Source organism: Cryobacterium sp. (assembly GCF_025463825.1).
Taxonomy (GTDB): Bacteria; Actinomycetota; Actinomycetes; order Actinomycetales; family Microbacteriaceae; genus Cryobacterium.
The window spans coordinates 28172-47630 of record NZ_JAODBG010000096.1 but is presented as its reverse complement, the minus strand read 5'-3'; the positions used below and the strand labels follow the sequence as shown (position 1 = coordinate 47630).

The following is a 19459-nucleotide window of genomic DNA, read 5'->3' as shown; positions in this document are numbered from 1 at the left end:
GAAAGCCGCCGCAGCCAGGTCCGCGGCCACCGCCGCAGCACGCGCAGCAACGGCGGCTGCCACTGCGGCTGCCGCAGCGCGCGCCACCCCCACCGACGTGTACTCGGACCAGACGACGAACTCGAGTGCCCAGAGCGCCCCCGTAGCGGAGGGCGCCGTCAGCGCGCCGGCCGTCAACGAACCCGCACAGTCCACACGTGAGGAGCCGGCGGCCGCCGGCGCTGTCGTTGTGGAATCCGTGCCTGTGCAGCCTGCACCCGTCAAGGCCGCACCGGACGGGACCGTGCCGGATGCGTCAGCGCCGGCCGAGCCGGTCCTGGCCGAGCCTGCCTCGGTTGACGCCGACCTGCCTGCGGCCGCCGTCGACGTTGCAACCACCACCTCGACCCCCTCCCGTCCCGCCGAGCCCGCTCCAACCGAGCGTCGCCCGTTCTGGCGGCTGACCCGCGTCGCCCGGAAGCAGGCCGCAGCGGTTCCCGCACCACCGGCTGCGACGCCGCCGGTCGAGATCGCTCCGGTACCCACCGCTCCGGCAGCGCCCAGCCAGTCGACTGCAGCCGCGGCAACGTCCCGCAACACTCCCCTCGTGCGGAAGCCTCTCGCACCACGCACCGCGGCAATCGCCGTCGTCAACCCGAACGCCCCCGTGGAGATCGCGGTCAGCGGACTCAACAAGCGCTTCGGCCAGAATGTCGCCGTCGCCGGCGTCAACCTCGAGGTGCGCGCCGGGTCGTTCTACGGCATCGTCGGCCCCAACGGCGCGGGCAAGACCACGACACTGTCCATGATCACCGGACTCCTTCGGCCGGACTCCGGCACGATCCACGTGCACGGCATCGACGTGTGGGCCGACCCGGTCGCCGCCAAGCGGGCCATCGGCGTTCTGCCGGACCGGCTCCGCCTGTTCGACCGGCTCACCGGCGCCCAGCTGCTCTACTACTCCGGTGTGCTTCGGGGCCTCGAAGCCGAGACCGTGCGGGCCCGTTCGGCCGACCTGGCCGCGGCCTTCGGCCTGGAAAGCGCCCTCAACCGTCTGGTCGCCGACTACTCGGCCGGCATGAGCAAGAAGATCGCGCTCGCCTGCGCCATGATCCATTCACCCCGGGTGCTGGTACTCGACGAACCGTTCGAGTCCGTCGACCCCGTATCGGCGGTGAACGTCACCGAGATCCTGCAGCGCTACGTCGCCAGCGGCGGAACGGTGATCCTCTCCAGCCACGGCATGGACCTCATCCAGCGAGTGTGCGACAACGTCGCCATCATCGTGCAGGGGTCCGTCCTGGCATCGGGAACCATCGACGAGGTGCGCGGGAACGCTTCCCTCGAGGAACGTTTCGTGGACCTGGCCGGCGGACGAAAGGTTGCGGAGGGCCTGGAGTGGTTGCACAATTTCTCGGACTGAAGCTCAGGCTCCTCGCCAACCTCTTTCGGCGCAGCCCCTGGCAGGTCGTGGGAGTTGTGCTCGGCCTGCTCTACGGGCTGCTCGTCGCGGGAGCGCTGGCGGCGATGCTCGTCGCCTTCCGCGGTGTCGAGGACATCGGTGCCATCCGTGACGGCCTCATCGTCGGCGGCTCGATCGTGGTGCTGGGGTTCTTCCTCATCCCGTTGATCTTCGGCGTGGATGACAGCATAGACCCGCGCAAATTCTCCACCATGGGAATTCCCAACAAGCAGCTGGCGTTCGGCCTCGCCGTCTCGTCACTGGTGGGTGTGCCCGCCACCGCCCTGGCGCTGGTACTGCTGGGAACCATCGTGACCTGGTCAAGGGGGCCGGGGGAGACCCTGCTTGCCATCGTCGCCGCCGCGCTGCTGCTGGCCACCTGCATGCTCGCCTCCAGGGTGAGTACCTCGCTGGCCGCGTTCATGCTGTCCACTCGACGGGCGCGAGAGTTCTCGGGCATCCTCGGAGTCCTGCTCATCGTCATCCTCACCCCAGTGATCGTGCTCCTGTTCAACATGGACTGGAGCCGGTACGGGCTCGACCTGCTCGGCGGGTTCGCGGCCATCCTCGGATGGACACCGCTCGGCGCGGCCTGGGCCGTTCCCGGCGACGCCGCCACGGGCGCCTGGGGCGATTCCCTCCTGCGGTTGCTCATCGCCACCGCGACCGCGTTCCTGCTCTGGCTCGCCTGGCAGGGCCTGGTTTCCCGGATGCTCGTCTCGCCCGGCCGTGAGGCGCAGGCGCGGGCGTACGGCGGCTTGGGCTGGTTCGACCGGATGCCGCACAACGCGACCGGCGCCATCGCGGCTCGCAGCATCACCTATTGGGGCCGGGACCCGCGCTACTGGGTCTCCCTGGTCATGATTCCCATCGTGCCGGTGCTGGTGATCCTGCCGCTCGCCATCGCGGGAGTGCCGGTCGAATACCTCTCGCTCGTGCCGGTTCCGCTCATGTGCGTGTTCCTCGGCTGGACGCTGCACAACGATGTCGCCTACGATCACACGGCCATCTGGCTGCATGTGGTCTCGGGGCCCCGCGGCGTCGCCGACCGGGTCGGCCGGCTCGTGCCGGCCCTGTTCGTGGGGATCCCGTTGATCGGCCTCGGCGCCGCTGTCAGCGTCGCGTTCTACGGCGACTGGGCGGTCCTGCCCGGACTCCTGGGCGTGAGCACCTGCATCCTTCTCGCGGGGTTGGGTTTCTCCAGCTACACCTCCGCACGGTTCCCCTACCCGGCCACGAAACCCGGCGATAGCCCGTTCGCACAGCCGCAGGCGTCGGACACCGCCGCCGCGATCATCCAGTCGTTCACCTTCGTCGGCTCGATCGTCGTGGCAATCCCGGCCATCGTGTGCCTGGTGCTCGGTATCTTCGTCGATCCGATCTGGAATCTGCCGGCCCTCTACTGGGGGCTGGGCGGCGGCGTGCTGGTGCTCATCGGCGGCGTGTGGGCCGGCTCCCGCACGTTCGAGCGGCGCGGCCCCGAAATGCTGTCCTCGGCATTGCGCGCGTAGCTGCATACACTTGAACGTATGACACACGACACTCGCGCGAGCATTGCCGACCCCGGCCAGGGCCCCGGAACCGGCGGCGGAACCTCGACCCTCGACCGCGAGCTCGAGGAGCTCCTCAACCAGGAGCAGATCGAGCCCGGCGACCACGAACGCTTCTCGCATTACGTCCCCAAGGACAAGATCCTTGAATCCGCGCTCTCCGGCAAGCCCGTCAAGGCGCTGTGCGGCAAGAAGTGGCTGCCGGGCCGCGACCCGGAGAAGTTCCCGGTCTGCCCGACCTGCAAGGCCATCTACGAAAAGATGAAGCAGGATTGACCGGCGAACCGGCCGCCACCCCAGCTCGCGGAACAGGGCCGGCTAGCGGTACACCGTCGGGATGACGGCGTCGCCGCGGCCGAGCCGGAACGCGTCGATTGGTAGTTCGCGCATTGCCGCGGCGTGGTGTTCGCGGGCCAGGTGCGTGCCCGCCACACCCAGGTAGCGCTCGTCCACGACGCCGGCCACCATCAGCGGCACCAGCAGCGACCGCTCGACGAAGCCGTCGGTGTCGGGCAGGGGCAGCTCGTTCGGCGGGGAGGCCGGACCGTCGGCATCCACCAGCACCACTTCCTCCCGGGCGGTGCCGGCCGAGTCCACACGACGCACCGCGCTCTTCCGCCCGCCGACGGACGCCTTGGACGCCGCGGTCTTCGCCACCGACACCCAGTCATCGTCGGCGTTCTTGTGCGCAACGAGCTTGTAGACCATGCCGGCAGCCGGGGCGCCGGAACCCGTGACGAGCGAGGTGCCCACACCGAACGCATCCACCGGGGACGCCGACAACGCCGCGATCGAGAACTCATCGAGGTCGCTGGTCACCGTGATGCCGGTGTTCACGGCGCCGAGCGCGTCCAGCTGCGCGCGCGCGGCGGCGGCGACGGTCGGCAGGTCACCGGAGTCGATGCGGATCATGCCGAGGCCCGGGCCGGCGACCTGAACGGCCAGCTCGATGCCGCGCTCGATGTTGTAGGTGTCGACGAGTAGCGTGGTCGAGGCGCCGAAGGCGTCGACCTGGGCGCGAAAGGCGTCTTCCTCGCTGTCGTGCAGCAGGGTGAAGGAGTGTGCGGCGGTGCCCATAGTGGGGACACCCCAGCTCCGGCCGGCCTCGAGGTTGCTGGTCGAGCCGAACCCGGCGATGTACGCGGCGCGGGCGGCGGCAACGGCGGAGTGTTCGCCCGTGCGGCGGGAGCCCATCTCGGCCAGCGGGCGACCCAGACTCACCGACACCATGCGGGCGGCGGCGCTGGCCACGGCGCTGTCGTAGTTGAGCACGCTGAGGATGACCGTTTCGAGCACCACGCACTCGGCGAAGGTACCGTCGACCTGGATCAGCGGCGAGCCGGGGAAGTAGGCGTCTCCCTCGCGGTAGCCCCAGATGTTGCCGCCGAAGGAGTAGTCCGCCAGCCAGTCCAGCGTGGGCGGCCGCACCACGTTGTTGTCCCGAAGCCAGTCCAGTTCGGCGTTCCCGAAGCGGAAGTCCTTGATCAGGTCGAGCAGCCGGCCGGTGCCGGCGACGATCCCGTACCGCCGCCCGGCCGGCAGCCGCCGGGCGAAGGCCTCGAACATGCACTCCCGGTCGGCGGTGCCGCTCTGGATCGCGGCATCCACCATGGTGAGTTCATAACGGTCGGTTCGAAATGCAGAGGACTCGGTCACGCGGGCAAGCCTAGCCGCATGACCTCCCGCACCGCCGCTCGCGGTTCAGAGGGCGCCGAACGCGACGATGCAGTTCTGGCCGCCGAAGCCGAACGCGTTCACCAGCGCGTGCTTGATGGGCTGGATGCGCGCGGTGAGCGGCGTGTAGTCGAGCGTGCAGTCGGGATCGGGGGTGCGCAGGTTGATCGTGGGCGGCACGATGCCGTTCTTGATCGACAGCGCACCGATGAGGGCGGAGAGCGCCCCGGCGGCGCCGATCATGTGCCCGGTCATCGACTTGGGGGCCGTGATCGAGATCTTGTCGGCGAAGTGGCGCAGGGACTGACGGATGGCCAGGGTCTCGGCCTTGTCATTGGCCTGGGTGGAGGTGCCGTGGGCGACGATCATGTCGATGTCGGCCGGGTTGAGCTTGCTCCGGTCCAGGGCGCGGGTGATCGCCTGACTGGCGTACTGGCCGGACGGGTCGGGGGCCACGATGCTGAAGCCGTCGCTGGTGAGCGCGCCACCGAGCACCTCGGCGTACACGCGGGCGCCGCGGGCCGTGGCGTGGGAGAGCAGCTCCATCACGAACACGACCGCGCCCTCGCCGAAGACGAGACCGTTGCGGTTCGCGTCGAACGGTCGGCTGGCCTCGGTGGGCTCCTCGTTGTGGGTGGACGCGGCGTGCATTGCGTTCAGCCCGGCGAACATCACCGGGGTGATGGCGGCTTCGACGCCGCCGGCGATGACGACGTCGGCGTCACCGGTGATGAGCATGGTGCGGGCTTCGAGCAGCGCGTACGCACCGCTCGCGCAGGCCAGGGCGCTGGCGTTCACCGGGCCGTGCACGCCCAGGTCGATTGCGATCTCGCAGGCGGCCATGTTCATCAGCGATTGCGGCACGAAGCGGGGAGAGATGCGGCGGGCGCTGCCGGCGTTGACATGCTCGGTGGCGTCCTGGATCTCGGCATAGCCGGAGACGGCGCTGTTGACGATGACCGCGGTGTGGATGCCCTCCATCGACGGGCCGAAGCCGGCGTCGGCCACGGCCTCGCGGGCGGCGGCGATGGCCAGCTGCGAGGCACGGGAGGCCCGCTTGACCTGCTTGATCGACATGCGCGTCGCCGGGTCGAAGCCCTTGACCTCGCCGGCGATCTGCGTGGGCAGGTCGGTCGCGTCGAACTGGGTGATGCGGGCCACGCCGCTGCGGCCGTTGGTGAGGCCGTCCCAGGTCTCGGTCCACGAGTTGCCCAGGGGCGTCAAGGCGCCCAGGCCGGTGATTACGACTCGATCATTCATGACGATCATCTCCTCAGACGGCACGAGGGACGTCTTACGGTGGGGCTCTGTCTGGTTGACCTGGCCCATATGCCGAGTGTAGTGACGGGTATATACGTCTCTACGTACGTTGGGGCGTTCCCGGCATATAGCGGTGTCACGCCGGGGCGAATGCCGAACCCGGCTAGGCTTGATTGTCGTGACTGATGCACCGATTGGGATTTTCGACTCCGGCGTCGGCGGACTCACCGTCGCCCGCGCCATCAAGGACCAACTACCCAACGAGTCCATCCTCTATATCGGGGATACCGCCCATTCCCCGTACGGGCCGAAGAAGATCGCCGACGTGCGCGGGTACGCCCTGGAGGTCCTCGACGACCTGGTCGCCCAGGATGTGAAGTTGCTGGTAATCGCCTGCAACACCGCATCCGCCGCCGTGTTGCGGGACGCCAGGGAGCGCTACAGCGTGCCCGTGATCGAGGTGATCCAGCCGGCGGTGCGCCGGGCGGTGGGCACCACCCGCAACAAGCGGGTCGGTGTGGTCGGCACGGCGGGCACCGTCAAGTCGCGGGCGTACAACGACGCCTTCGCGGCGGCCACCGACATCCAGTTGTTCTCGCAGGCCTGCCCGCGTTTCGTGGAATTCGTCGAGTCCGGCGTCACCACCGGCGATGAGGTGCTGCGGGTCGCCGAGGAGTACCTGGCTCCGCTCAAGGCCGCCGACGTCGATACCCTGGTGCTCGGCTGCACCCACTACCCATTCCTGCGCGGAGTGATCTCCTATGTCATGGGGGATGCCGTGACGCTGGTGTCCAGCCACACCGAGACCGCGAACGACGTCTACCGGGTCCTCGTGGGCCAGGGGCTGGAGCGGGCCGTGACCACCCCGCCCACCTACCGCTACGAGGCCACCGGTGACAGCGCCGACGACTTCCTCCGCCTCGCCCACCGGCTGCTCGGCCCGGAGATCGCCCGGGTCGACCTGGTCGCGACGGGCACCATCAGTCTCAGCGAGGTGGCCAGTCTGGCCGCGTCGTCCACCACACCGCGTATTTTCAAGGAGTACCCGTGACCGACATCCTGCGCGCCGATGGCCGCACCAACGACCAGCTGCGTCCCGTCACCATCGAGCGCGGTTGGAGCGACCAGGCGGAAGGCTCCGCCCTGATCTCGTTCGGCCGCACCAAGGTGCTCGCCACGGCCTCGTTCACCAACGGTGTGCCGCGCTGGATGGCCGGCAAGGGCAAGGGCTGGGTCACCGCCGAGTACTCGATGCTGCCCCGATCGACGAACTCCCGGATGGACCGGGAATCGGTCAAGGGCCGCATCGGCGGCCGCACCCACGAGATCAGCCGGCTGATCGGCCGGAGCCTGCGCGCCGTCGTGGACATGAAGGCGCTCGGCGAGAACACCATCGTCATCGACTGTGACGTCCTGCAGGCCGACGGCGGCACCCGTACCGCCGCGATCACCGGCGCGTACGTGGCGCTGGCCGACGCGCTCGAATGGGGCCGCGAGAAGAAATTCATCGCCCAGAAGGCGCAGCCGCTCACCGACAGCGTCGCCGCCGTCTCCGTGGGTATCATCGCCGGGGTGCCGATGCTCGACCTGGCCTACACCGAAGACGTGCGCGCCGAGACCGACATGAACGTCGTCGTCACCGGCCGCGGCAAGTTCATCGAGGTGCAGGGCACGGCAGAAGGCGCCCCCTTCGACCGCAGTGAGCTCGACTCCCTGCTCGACCTGGCCCTCGGTGGGGCGATCACCCTCACCGAACTGCAGAAGACCACGCTGGGCCGCTGAGATGCGCGTCGTTCTCGCCACCCACAACGCCCACAAGGTCGAGGAGCTGCGCCGGATCCTCGCGCCGATGCTGCCCGGCCTCGAGGTGCTGGCCTATGACGGCCCGGAGCCGGTCGAGAACGGCGCCACCTTCACCGAGAACGCCCTGATCAAGGCGCGTGCCGCGGCCGCGTACACCGGGCTGCCGGCGATCGCGGATGATTCCGGCATCTGCGTAGACGTGCTCGGCGGCGCGCCCGGTATCTTCTCCGCCCGCTGGGGCGGCCCGGCGAGGGACCCCGACGAGAACCTGCGACTGCTGCTCTGGCAGATCAGTGACATGGCCGACGAGCACCGGGCCGGGCACTTCACCTGCGTTGCGGCGCTGGCCCTGCCGAATGGCGTCGAACGAGCCGTCACGGGGGAGTGGCCGGGCCGGATCCTGCGCGAGCCGGCCGGCGGTGGCGGATTCGGTTACGACCCGATCTTCCAGCCGGACGGACACGACTTGTCCGCCGCGGAGCTGCCGGCCGACGTGAAGAACGCCGAGAGCCACCGGGCCATCGCCTTCGCAGCTCTCGGTCCGGTGCTCACCGAACTTCTGGGCGTGTGACCAGGGGTTAGCCCCGCGGGCCGGCCGTGGGAGACTGCTGAGAACGGCACTCATTCCCAACTGGCGGCGGGGCTCGCTTTCAGGCGGTCAGGCTCGTAGCGTGGGGGCATGGGTCACGATCACGCATCCGTTTCGACGCGCAATCGGGCGCGCCTGTCGGTTGTGATCGGGCTGGTGGCCACCGTGCTCGTCGTCGAGATCGTCGGCGCCTGGTTCACCGGGTCCCTGGCCCTGCTCGCCGACGCCGGCCACATGTTCTCCGACCTCGCCGGGCTCATCATCGCGCTCGCCGCCACCGTGGTCGCCGCGCGCCCCGCCACCGACCGGCAGACCTTCGGCTACCAGCGGGCAGAGGTGTTCGGTGCGCTGATCAACGGCATGATCCTGCTCGTCGTGGCCGGGTTCGTTGTCGTCGGGGCGACCAGCCGGCTCGCCTCCGGCGTCCCCGGCGACGTGCTGGCGGCGCCGATGCTCGTGGTCGCCGTGATCGGCCTGGTCGCGAACATCATTGGAATCCTGCTGCTGCGCCCGGCCGCCGCCGGTTCGATCAACATGCGCGGTGCCTATCTCGAAGTGCTGGGGGATGCGCTGGGTTCGGTGGCCGTGATCGTCGCCGCCGTCGTCATCCTCACCACCGGCTTCGCGCAGGCCGACGCGATCGCGTCGCTGGTGATCGCCGCGATGATCGTGCCGCGGGCGTTCGGGCTGCTGCGTGACGTGGTGCGGGTGTTCAGCGAGTCGGTACCGGCGGACACCGACGTGCGCGCCATCCGTGAGCACCTCGAGGGCACCGCGGGTGTCGTGGCCGTGCATGACGTGCACGTTTGGGCGATCACCTCGGGGTCACGCGTGTTCAGCGCGCACATCGTCGTCGAACCTGAACTGCTGGCGGCGGGTAGGTCGGGCGAACTGCTGCGCGAGCTCTCCGAGTGCCTCTCCCACCACTTCGACGTCGACCACTCCACGTTCCAGCTGGAACCGGCCGACCATGCGGCGGACGCGGAGCACGAGCACCACTCGCACCGCTGAGCACCGGTCAGCTCAGGCCTCGTGCTTGCCGTCGTTGTTCGTGTCGAAGGTCTCCGGGTCGAGCACCAGCTTCTCCGGGTCGACGCTCACGCCGGCGCGAGCCTCACGGCGGGCCTTCACCGTGGACTGGACGTAGTGATAGATGGTGGGGATCAGGGTGATCACGACGGCGCCCAGCAGGATCAGGTCGATGTAGTCGCGCACGAAGTCGGCCAGCGGCGGGATGTATCCGAGGAAGTAACCGAAGAACGTGAGTCCGGCTCCCCAGATCATGGCGCCGATGAAGTTGTACAGGCTGTACTTGCGGTAGTCCATGTGACCCACGCCGGCGGCGACCGGGGCGAAGGTGCGCACGATGGGCACGAAGCGGGCGGCGATCACGGCGAAGCCGCCGAAGCGCACGAAGAACGCGTTGGTGCGTTGCACGTTCTTGACGCTGAACAGGCCGGATTCCTTGCGTTCGAACACTCGCGGGCCGAGCCGGTGACCGATGAGGTAGCCGACTTCGCCGCCGACGAACGCCGCGCCGCCGATGGCCAGGGCGACCCACCAGATGTCGATGGTGATGATGTCGAAGAACACGAACAGGCCGGTGATGACCAGCAGCGTGTCACCCGGCAGCAGGAACCCGATCAGCAGGCCGGTTTCGGCGAAGACGATCGCGCAGACACCAAGCAGCGCCCACGGCCCGAAGCCGTTGATGAGGATCTCCGGGTCGAGCCACGGGATGAGTGCAGTGTTTATCACGAAGAAAACTCCAGTCGGCGGCGGCTAGATCGGCCAGTCGGCGGTGATCGCTTGCGTCGCTACAGGTTACCGCGTTCTTGACCCAGACCGCCGGGCGGCGGGGGTGGCTATCCCCCCAAAATGCTGGGTGGCCCGCCACCCGTGGCCACTTCCCGGCGGATGCTGGCACGATCGGCGAACCAGGTGCGCAGGCCGAACACAATCGACGCCGTGATGAAGAAACCAGCGATGATGTACGCGGCGCTCTTCACCCCCGGGATCGCGGCGGCGTAGTAGCCGGTCAAGGTGATTCCCACACCCCAGGCGAGCGCGCCGACGAGGTTGCTGGAGAGGAACTTGTAGTAGTTCATGCGGCCGACACCGGCGACCACGGGCACGAACACGCGGGCCCAGGGCATGAACCTGGCCACCACCACGGCCCACCAGCCGTACTTGAGGTAGAACGACTCCGTCTTGCCGATCGCCAGCTGGGTGCGCCGCCCGCCGCGTGTGTCGAGATGGCCGCGGCCGTAGCGTCGGCCGAGCAGGAAACCGACCTGGTCGCCCAGGAACGCCGCGACGCCGACGCCGACGGCGAGCACGACGATGTTCAGGCTGGCCGTGGAAGCGGCCACCAGGCCGGCGCCGAACAGCAGCGAGTCGCCCGTGATGAAGGGGATGAAGACTCCCAGGAACAGGGCGGTGCCAGCGAAGACGAGCGCCCAGACCAGCAGGTAGAACACCACCACGCCCGCGCTCGCGAGGAAGTCGCTGAGCTGCCCGTCCAGTGCCGCGGCGCGCACCATCGGCTAGCGCGCCAACCCGTCGAAGACCGCGCCGTTGTAGGTGAAAGCCGCGTCGACCTCGGCAACGAGGGTGTCCACATCCGCGGGTGGCAGCGACAGGGAGTTCAGCTTGTCGCGGTAGGCGCGCTTGTACTGGACGATGTTGTTGATGGCATCGAACCTGTAGAAACCGAGTTGTTCCGGCGCTGCCCCGTAGTACCGGGCGACGAGTGCGGCGATGGCCTGACCGCCGGACAGGTCCCCGAGGTAGCGGGTGTAGTGGTGCGCCAGGCAGCGCACGCTGTCCGCGCTGGTGAGGGACTGCAGGTGCGCGATGTAGGCCGTCGTGGACGGCAGCGGCGGGTGCTCGAGGCGCCAGTTCTGCACGCCGAGGGCGGCCAGGTCGCTCTCGATGGCCGGTAGCCGGTCGAGCGCGGGGTCGAAGATCTCATTGCGGTCCACCTGGGAGACACGGTCGACGAGTTGCTCGAGGGCTTCGTAGACCCAGGCGTACTGGCCCAGGTAGCGCGTGTAGTCCGCGAGGGACAGCGCGCCGCTCATCAGCTCGGTGATGAACGAGCGCGTCTCGGTGTCACTGTGCTGGCTGCTCGAGCTGGCGCGGAGGTAGTCGGCCAGGCTCGGCTGCTGGTCCATGGAGTGCTCGGTGCTGATTGGGGACGCGGTCATGAGAACCGATCTGCTGGGGGAACGAGTAAGGCAATCCTAAGCTCCACCGCTGCGGGTGGGCAGGATTGGGCAAATCTCTCGATAGCAGCGGAGCCGGACGGCATCTGTGGGCCGACAGCCGGCTTCGTCGGTGCGGGAGAAGGGACTTGAACCCTCACGCCTTCCGGCACAGGTACCTAAAACCTGCGTGTATACCAATTTCACCACTCCCGCGAGTGCCGCTCCAGTCTAGAGCGCGAGCAGTGCTGCCGCCGTGACCGCGCCCGCCTCGTCCCGCGCCGCCCCGATCTGGGCGGCGGAGAGCCCCAGAACCCGAAGGCAGGACGCGGCGATGGTCTGATCGTCGTCGGCGCTCTCGCTCTCCTCATCCCGGCGCAGCTGGATCACGACCTCCGCCAGCTGGATCAGGAGGACGCCGATGCGGTCCTCGCTCACGGTCGCCCGCACATCGGCCACGGCAGCGGCGGCACCGAGGCGGCCGTAGATGGCCCGGAGCGCGATCCGCTGGTTGCGGAAGGCGTCATACCGGGGATCCTGGATCTCGGGCAGCAGGTAAAGGGTGCCGATGTTATGCGGGGTGTTGCGCAGGGTGCGGGCATCCATGCTGGCCAGGGCGAACAGGGCACCGGCCGGACTGATCTCCCCGGGCACCCGAGCTTCGATGTCGGACACGAACTCGATGCTGGGTCGCACCGAGCCGCTGAGGAGTTCAGCGAGGATTTCGTCCTTTCCGGCGAAGTGGTAGTAGAGCGATTGCTGGCGGATACCGACCCTGTCGGCGATCGCGCGCGTCGACGTCCCAGAGAACCCGGCCTCGGCGAAGAGCGCGGCGGCGGCGTCGAGGATCTGCTCCCGGGAGGTCAACGACGAGCGCCGGCTGTCGTTGTTCGCGCGGGGGCGGCCGGCCTTGTTCGTGGGCGGGGCGGAGGTCATGGTCTCTCCATGTTCTCACTCCGAACCACGGAGCGTCGCAGGGGGAGCATCCCGGTCAGGAGCGTAACCAGGCAAGCCAGCCGCCGTGGCCGCTGATGTTCTTGGCCCCGATCGTCGCGACCGCTTCGCACAGGAAGCCGGGCACCCGTCGCCCGTCGGCCAGCAAGACGCTGCCGATGGTCATGGGAGCGGGGAGGCCGGCAACGAAAGCCCCGAAGCCAGCCGCCGGCAACGACCACACCTCACCGACGATCGCAGACCCGGCCCTTTCCACGCGGAGCAGCCCCGGTTTCGGCGGAGTGGTGTCAAGCGCGAACAGCGCGTAATCCGCACTCGTGGTCGCACTGCCGACGAGGGTGCCGCCCGCGGCGACCAGCTGATGGTTCAGGGGCTGGTCGGTGAGATGGGCGCCCACGACGAGGACCTCCAGCGCGGGCGCAAGGAACCGCTCGGCCAGTTGCTGCACGGCACCGTCGCGGAAGGCGGCGGCGGTGAACATCACGCCGAACGGTGCGCCGTCGACCGTGCCCGCGGGGATCGCGAGGGACGTCATGTCGAGCAGGTTGGCGAAGTTCGTGTACCTGCCCATTCTGCTGTTGCCGCCGATCGGGTCGGCGGCCAGCTCGTCGAAGGTCGGGTGCCAGGTCGTCGTGGGGGTGAGCAGGGCGTCGCAGCCGGCCAGGGCGTCGCGCGCGAGAGCGGCCAACCTGTCGAGCTCTTCCCGGTCCTGGAAGAGTTCAACGGCGGTTCGGTCGGCTCCGCCGAGCACGATAGCGGCCACGGACGGGTCGAGATCGGTGCCGATCAGCTCCCGGTGCGAGTCGATGTGTGCGCCGACCGCGGCGTAGCGTTCGGCCACGAAGGCGCCGTCGTAGAGCATTTTCGCGGCCTGCAGGAGCGGCTCGATGTCAACGTCGACCACGTCGACGCCCGTCGCCGCCAGCCGGTTCGCCGCGTCGCGGAAGGCGTCGGACCAGCCCGGAGCCAGGCCCTCCAGCTGGTCGGCGGCTGGCACCCCGACCCGGGGACGGGCGGGAAGGCCAACGGAAGGGAGGTGCTGCCGGGCCTCCGCGTCGGTCCGGGCCAGCGGATCGGCGCCGTCCGGTCCGGCGAGGAGCTCCGCGGTTTGTCGCGCCGTGGCCAGGTCCCGGGCGAAAACGGTGACGCAGTCGAGGGTGCGGCAGGCGGGGACGACCCCCGTGGTGGGGATGCGTCCGCGGGTGAGTTTCAGGCCGATGATCCCGTTCAGCGCTGCCGGCACCCGACCGGATCCGGCGGTGTCGGTGCCGAGGGCCACGTCCACGATCCCGAGCGCGACGGCCACGGCGGAACCGGAACTCGACCCGCCGGAGATTCGGTCGGGGCGCCAGGCATTACGCACGGCGCCGTACGGGCTGCGAGCTCCGACCAAGCCGGTGGCGAACTGGTCGAGATTGGTCTTCCCGATCACGATCGCTCCGGCGGCGCGCAGGCGACCGACCGCGGTGGCGTCCGACTCCGGGCGGTAGCGGTAGCTGGGGGCGGCGGCGGTGGTGTCCAGTCCGGCGACGTCGATATTGTCCTTGACACCCGCGACGGTTCCGGCCAATGGCAAATTCTCACCAGCGGCAACGCGGGCGTCGATGGCGGCGGCGTCGTCGAGGGCGGCCTGCTCCTCGCGCAGGCTGATCCAGATTTCGGGCCGGTCGAGCGCCCGGATGCGCTGGTATGCGGCGCGCACCCGATCGGTTGCGGTGGGATGGGGCATCAGTGGGCTCCGGAGATGGCGAGGAGGGGCTGGCCGGGGGCCACCTGGTCTCCTGGACGGACATAGATTTCGGTGATGGTGCCGTGGGCGGAGGCGGTCACGGAGGACTCCATCTTCATCGCCTCGAGCGACATCAGCTTCTCGCCCGCGACCACCCGTTGGCCCGGCGCGACGCCGACCTGCCAGACGGTCGACGTGAAGGGTGCGGTGACGGCGGTGGCGCCGGCCGGGACGACCACGGCATCCGCCGGTGCGGTCTCCTTGGTGTCGGGCCGGACGTCGAATTCGCCCGCCGCCCGCCAGCGGTCCTTCTCAGCGCTGAACGCCGCAGCCTGCACGGCGCGGAAGTCCTCGATGGAGGCGGAGTTCTCCGCGAGGAACCGCTGGTAGTCCGCGATGGCGAAGGTGCCTTCCTCGGTGGCGAAGTCGCCACGGCCGGCGTCGGTTTCGGCCCGCAGTTCGAGAAGTTCGTCGGCGCCCACCGGGTACCACTCGATCCGGTCGAAAAATCGAAGCGCCCAGGGGTTGTCGGCGAAGAGTCCGCCGCGACGGAACCGGTTCCAGACCTGCACGGTGCGACCGACGAACTGGTAGCCGCCGGGTCCTTCCATGCCGTAGATGCACATGTAAGCGCCGCCGATGCCCACGGAATTCTCCGCCGTCCAGGTGCGGGCCGGATTGTATTTCGTGGTGACCAGGCGGTGCCGCGGGTCAAGGGGGGTGGCGACCGGCGCGCCGAGGTAGACGTCGCCGAGGCCCAGGACCAGGTAGGTGGCATCGAAGACGGTTTTCAGCACGTCGTCGACCGAGTGGAGGCCGTTGATGCGGCGGATGAAGTCGATGTTCGACGGGGTCCACGGCGCGTCGGCGCGGACGCCGTTCATGTACCTCTCGATGGCCAGGTGCGTGGCAGGGTCATCCCAGGAAAGCGGCAGCCGCACCGTGCGGGAGGGCACGACCAGTTCGTGCGTGGCCGGAATGTCGTCCTCGATCTCGCGGAGCAGTCCGGCCAGCGCGGTGGCCCTGAGCTCGGCGGAGTCGGTGCGGATCTGCAACGAGCGGATGCCCGGCGTGAGTTCGAGAACGCCCTTCGGGGATTCTTCGGTCAGCTTCGTCATTAGAGCGTGAACGCGCATCCGCAAACCGAGGTCGAGGGTGAGATCACCGTATTCGACGAGGAGGTTGTCGTCACCATCGCGGCGGTAGGTCACCGAGGGACGCTCGGAGTTCTGCTCGAGGCGGCCGATCACGCCGTCGTCGCCGTCTCCGCCGGAGCTCTTCACGGTGAAGGATGCGCGGTTGTCGACGAGGCCGGCCGCGTCGGCTTCCCGCACCGGCACGAAGCGGATGGTGTCACCCGGGCGCAGCTGGCCGAGCTTCCACAGATCGCCGCTTCCGACCACGGCGGGGCAGACGAAACCGCCCAGGCTCGGCCCATCCGGTCCGAGGATGATCGGGGTGTCCCCGGTGAAGTCGATCGCGCCGATCGCGTAGGGGTTGTCGTGGATGTTCGACGGGTGCAGGCCGGCCTCGCCGCCGTCCTCCCGCGCCCATTCCGGCCGGGGACCGTCGAGACGCACGCCGGTGCGGGCGGAGTTGTAGTGCACCTCGTAGTCGGTGGCGTAGAAGACGTCCATGTCGACTCGGGTGAAGAAGTCGGGCGCGCCATGCGGGCCCTCTGTGACGCCGATCTGCCAGGTGGAGGTGATTGCGGGGCGCCGGTTGGCGGGGGTGGGGCCGCCGACCAGGGACAGGCGGGTGCCGGTCGGGAACGCCGGGTGCGGCGCATCCGAGTCGGGGGAGCCCGGCCGGAGCACGTCGCCGGGGAGCAGGGCGCGGCCGGCGTGGCCGCCGAATCCGCCGAGCGTGAAGGTGGAAGCGCTGCCCAGGTACAGGGGAACGTCGAGCCCGCCGCGCACGGCGAGGTAGGCGCGTTGCCCGGGGCCGGGCAGGGTGCCGATGGTCAGGACGCTGCCGGCGGCCGCTTCGACCGGTTCCCACATCGGCACGGCGGCTCCGTCGAGGGTGGCCGTGGCGCCGGCGCCGGTCAGGGCGAACAGGGTGGCCGCGCTGAACCGGAGGGTCGGGCCGGTGGCGGTGATCTCCAGGCCCGGCGCCCCGGCGGGATTGCCCACCGCCAGGTTGGCCTCAGCGAGAGAGACGGCGTCCATGGGGCCGCTCGGCGGGACGCCGATCTGCCAGTAGCCGGTGCGCCCGGGGATGTCCTGCACCGTCGTCATCGCGCCCGCCTCGAGAACATCGATGCGCGGGTCAGGGTCCGCCGTGGTCTCCAGCGTCGATGTGGAGTGCACGGAGGCGCGCAGCGCCGTCTCGTCGGTCAACGAGCGCAGGAGCCCCAGATTGGTGACGACGCCATCGACCCGGCTGGCGTCCAGGCCCTCGCGGAGCAGGTCGAGAGCGGTGTCGCGGGTGGGCGCGGCGGCGATCACCTTTGCGAGCATCGGGTCGTAGTACGGGGAGACCTCGAGGCCGGTCTCGATCCAGCCGTCGATGCGCACACCGCTGAGGGCGGGGCCGCCGTAGCCGGGGAAGACGGCCTGGGTCACCAGGCCGGAGCTGGGCAGCCCGCTCTTGGCCGGATCTTCCGCGTAGACGCGGGCCTCGAAGGCGTGCCCGACGGGCTCGAACGGCGTCGTGAAGACGGCCGGATCGATCCCGTCGGCACCGTCGCGGGCGAGACGGAGCATCATCGCGACCAGGTCGACGCCGTAGACCTCTTCGGTGACCGGGTGTTCGACCTGGAGGCGGGTGTTGACTTCGAGGAAGGCGGCTTCCTCTCGGATCGGGTCGTACACGAACTCGACCGTGCCGGCGGAGCGGTACTTCACCGAGGAGGCCAGGGACCGTGCGGAGTCGTGCAGTTGGCGCCGGACGGCGTCCGGGAGCGCGGGCGCCGGGGCTTCTTCGATGACCTTCTGGTTGCGGCGCTGGAGGGAGCAGTCCCGATCGCCGATGACGGCAACGCGGCCGTCGCCGGCGCCGAAGAGTTGTACCTCGACATGCCGCGCCGGCCGGACCAGGCGTTCGAGGAACACTCCGGCCGAGCCGAAGTTCTTCTCGCCCAGCCGGGCCACCCGGTCGTAGGCGTCGCGGACCTCGTCGATGGTGGTGCAGGCCTGCATGCCGATCCCGCCACCGCCACCGGTGGCCTTGAGCATGACGGGCAGCCCGATGCGCTCGGCGGCGGCGACGGCCTCGTCCGCCGAGGACAGCAGGCCGGTGCCGGCCAGCATGGGCACGCCGGCGAGGGCGGCGAGTTCACGCGCAGTGTGCTTCTCACCGAAGGAGGCGATCTGATCGACGGTGGGTCCGATGAAGCTGATACCTTCGGCTTCGATCCGGCGGGCGAACTCGAGGTTCTCGGACAGGAACCCGTAGCCGGGGTGGATGGCGCCGGCGCCGTGCTGGGCGGCAGCGGCGAGGATGGTGTCGATGTCGAGGTAGGACTCCCTGGCCGGGGCGGGGCCGAGCCGGACGGCCTCGTCCGCTTCCCGCACGTGGGGGGCGGCGCGGTCGGCGTCGGAGTAGACCGCGACGGTGCGGAGGCCCATCGTCTTGGCGGAGCGGATGATCCGCCGGGCGATCTCGCCGCGATTTGCGACGAGGAGGGTGTCGAAGGCGCTGGTCATGCGTGATCCGTTCCGGTGGGGGCGGCTGCGGGGGCGTCGGTGACGATCATCCGCAGCGGCGTGCAATTGAAGTCGTTGCAAGGGTTGTTTATTTGGGGGCAGTTCGAGACGATCACGAGCACATCCATCTCGGCGCGCAGGGCGACGCGTTTGCCGGGTGCGGACATCCCGTCGACAATGCCGAGCGTGCCGTTCTCTTCGACAGGGACGTTCATGAACCAGTTGATGTTGGAGACGAGGTCCCGGGCGCCCAGGCCGTATCGGGCGGCTTCACTGAGGAAGTTCTCCCGGCAGCCGTGCTGGTGTTCGGTGTGATATCCGTAACGGAGGGTGTTGGATTCCTTGGAGCACGCCCCGCCGATGGTGTCCTGGCGGTCGATCTCATTGCCGACCACGCTCATCAGCGGCCGGCCCAGGTTGGACCGGAGCACCGAGCCTTCGCGGAGGTAGGCGTTGGCCTGCCAGGCCAGGGTGTCCGGCACCGAATAGCGCTCGTCGGTCTCGGTGGCGTTGTAGACCAGGAAATCGGCGGACTGGTTGCCGCCGAGGTCGACGATGGTGAGGACCTGACCGGCCCGGAGGGCGCCGGACCACGGGGCCAGCGGGGCCACCGTCTCATCGCTGACGACGGGGCCGTCGGCGAGCGGGCCGGACTCCTCCATCGGGGTGCCGGCGGCGTAGACCGCTCCGACCGGCACCGTCGATTCGATGGTGCGCGTTCCGGCGGGGTGGGTGGTGGGAATGGTCATAGTCCGCGTGCCTCCGCGTAGTCGATCGAGTTCAGGTATGCGCGGGTGAGCTCGGGGGTGGCCGTGAACCTGTCGTCCGCCGCCGTGGTGGGCTCTCCCCGCCAGGCGTGCACCTGGAGCGGCCCGACCAGGTAATCCTCTGCCGGGTCGAGTGGGTGCGGCACGTTGACGATGAGGACGATCAACGGCAGCTCCGCAATCAGTTCGACGTAGGCGCCGGCGCCGGCGCTGCCCCGGAAGACGAGCTGGCCGTCCGCCTCGACGTGGACGCCCTGGAAGAACGAGATGCTCGGCGGCAGGTCGCGCCCGGTGAGCCCGTGCTTGGCCGCGGCGAGGAGGAACCGTGACCGGCCGGACGGGGTGGGACCCTGCGGATCGGCGGACCCGTACCTCGCCGTGCTGAAGGCATCCGTTGTCGTACCGCAGAAAGCGTCGTGGTGGCCCGAGGTGTCGGCGGAGATGCTGGCCAGGGCCCGGCCGTCCCCGGAGAGGAGCGGATGACCGGCGCCGAGGTAGGCCTGCCAGGGGATCTTGATGGTGTCGGCGACATTCAGCCGTTCGCTCGGTTCGAGGGCGTTGTAGAGGATCACGCTCGCGCAGGCCCGCCCGGTCGGGTCGTCCAGGCGGATGCGGGTGCCGCGGGCGAGAACCTTGTGGGTGTAGCCGCCGGGCGCGACAGTCTCCGCCCAGGTGAGCGCGGCGGGATCGACGCCCGGCGGGACGACCGGTGACGTCGACGCCGGGCGGTACGGCAGGTACGGTGCCGTTTCTGTGGCACGGGCTCGCGCGTCGGCGCGGGCGGCCACCACGCTGTCGGTCTGGTGGAGATCTGCTCTCGAGGGCATGACGTGCTT

At 69.3% G+C, this 19459-nt stretch carries 17 protein-coding genes and 1 tRNA gene; 7 read left to right on the top strand and 11 right to left on the bottom strand.

Features of this window, described 5'->3' with window-relative positions:
* The first annotated feature begins 619 nt into the window (after positions 1–619).
* The 3 genes from JWP54_RS11935 to JWP54_RS11925 are packed head-to-tail and all read left to right on the top strand — an operon-like array spanning position 620 to position 3267.
* Complete coding sequence (locus JWP54_RS11935; RefSeq protein WP_297372285.1) at positions 620–1402, top strand: ABC transporter ATP-binding protein; 783 nt, start codon at positions 620–622, stop codon at positions 1400–1402.
* Complete coding sequence (locus tag JWP54_RS11930) at positions 1378–2952, top strand: hypothetical protein (protein WP_297372276.1); 1575 nt, start codon at positions 1378–1380, stop codon at positions 2950–2952. Before JWP54_RS11935 ends, JWP54_RS11930 begins: the two co-directional genes overlap by 25 nt.
* A gap of 18 nt (positions 2953–2970) precedes the next feature.
* The gene (locus JWP54_RS11925) at positions 2971–3267 is read left to right on the top strand and encodes a DUF3039 domain-containing protein (RefSeq protein WP_265399575.1); all 297 of its coding nucleotides are present in this window, start codon (positions 2971–2973) and stop codon (positions 3265–3267) included.
* Between the two features lie 42 nt (positions 3268–3309).
* Here JWP54_RS11925 and JWP54_RS11920 read toward each other — a convergent pair whose 3' ends face one another.
* A complete protein-coding gene (locus JWP54_RS11920; protein ID WP_297372272.1) occupies positions 3310–4647 on the bottom strand; it encodes a nicotinate phosphoribosyltransferase in 1338 nt (445 codons plus the stop codon).
* A gap of 45 nt (positions 4648–4692) precedes the next feature.
* Positions 4693–5925 (bottom strand): beta-ketoacyl synthase, encoded by a 1233-nt coding sequence (locus tag JWP54_RS11915; protein ID WP_297372267.1) that lies wholly within the window; start codon positions 5923–5925, stop codon positions 4693–4695.
* 178 nt (positions 5926–6103) lie between these two features.
* Between JWP54_RS11915 and murI the strand changes: the two genes are divergently transcribed.
* From murI to JWP54_RS11895, 4 genes are all read left to right on the top strand, one after another.
* Positions 6104–6976 (top strand): glutamate racemase, encoded by an 873-nt coding sequence (gene murI / locus JWP54_RS11910; protein WP_297372264.1) that lies wholly within the window; start codon positions 6104–6106, stop codon positions 6974–6976.
* A complete protein-coding gene (rph, locus tag JWP54_RS11905; RefSeq protein WP_088455547.1) occupies positions 6973–7707 on the top strand; it encodes a ribonuclease PH in 735 nt (244 codons plus the stop codon). Before murI ends, rph begins: the two co-directional genes overlap by 4 nt.
* A gap of 1 nt (position 7708) precedes the next feature.
* Positions 7709–8299 (top strand): RdgB/HAM1 family non-canonical purine NTP pyrophosphatase, encoded by a 591-nt coding sequence (rdgB, locus tag JWP54_RS11900; protein ID WP_297372253.1) that lies wholly within the window; start codon positions 7709–7711, stop codon positions 8297–8299.
* Between the two features lie 108 nt (positions 8300–8407).
* Positions 8408–9328, top strand: a complete 921-nt coding sequence (locus tag JWP54_RS11895) for a cation diffusion facilitator family transporter (RefSeq protein ID WP_297372250.1) — start codon at positions 8408–8410, stop codon at positions 9326–9328.
* A gap of 12 nt (positions 9329–9340) precedes the next feature.
* Here JWP54_RS11895 and JWP54_RS11890 read toward each other — a convergent pair whose 3' ends face one another.
* From JWP54_RS11890 to JWP54_RS11850, 9 genes are all read right to left on the bottom strand, one after another.
* Positions 9341–10075, bottom strand: coding sequence for a VTT domain-containing protein (locus tag JWP54_RS11890; protein ID WP_297372248.1), 735 nt, complete (start codon positions 10073–10075; stop codon positions 9341–9343).
* Between the two features lie 107 nt (positions 10076–10182).
* Positions 10183–10860: a DedA family protein gene (locus JWP54_RS11885; RefSeq protein WP_297372245.1), complete on the bottom strand. Its 678-nt coding sequence runs from the start codon at positions 10858–10860 to the stop codon at positions 10183–10185.
* Between the two features lie 3 nt (positions 10861–10863).
* Complete coding sequence (locus JWP54_RS11880) at positions 10864–11526, bottom strand: heme oxygenase (biliverdin-producing) (RefSeq protein WP_297372242.1); 663 nt, start codon at positions 11524–11526, stop codon at positions 10864–10866.
* A gap of 131 nt (positions 11527–11657) precedes the next feature.
* Positions 11658–11739 (bottom strand) — tRNA-Leu (locus JWP54_RS11875).
* A gap of 15 nt (positions 11740–11754) precedes the next feature.
* Entirely contained in the window at positions 11755–12459 is a 705-nt protein-coding gene (locus JWP54_RS11870) for a TetR/AcrR family transcriptional regulator (protein ID WP_297372239.1), read from the bottom strand.
* Positions 12460–12514: 55 nt separating this feature from the next.
* Entirely contained in the window at positions 12515–14206 is a 1692-nt protein-coding gene (gene atzF / locus JWP54_RS11865) for an allophanate hydrolase (RefSeq protein WP_297372236.1), read from the bottom strand.
* Positions 14206–17856 carry an urea carboxylase gene (gene uca / locus JWP54_RS11860; RefSeq protein ID WP_297372233.1) on the bottom strand — a complete coding sequence of 1217 codons (3651 nt, stop codon included), beginning with the start codon at positions 17854–17856 and terminating at the stop codon, positions 14206–14208. The genes atzF and uca overlap by 1 nt, the downstream gene beginning before the upstream one ends.
* A complete protein-coding gene (locus JWP54_RS11855; protein ID WP_297372230.1) occupies positions 17853–18605 on the bottom strand; it encodes an urea amidolyase associated protein UAAP2 in 753 nt (250 codons plus the stop codon). The genes uca and JWP54_RS11855 overlap by 4 nt, the downstream gene beginning before the upstream one ends.
* Entirely contained in the window at positions 18602–19450 is an 849-nt protein-coding gene (locus tag JWP54_RS11850) for an urea amidolyase associated protein UAAP1 (protein ID WP_297372227.1), read from the bottom strand. Before JWP54_RS11850 ends, JWP54_RS11855 begins: the two co-directional genes overlap by 4 nt.
* Between the last annotated feature and the right edge of the window lie 9 nt (positions 19451–19459).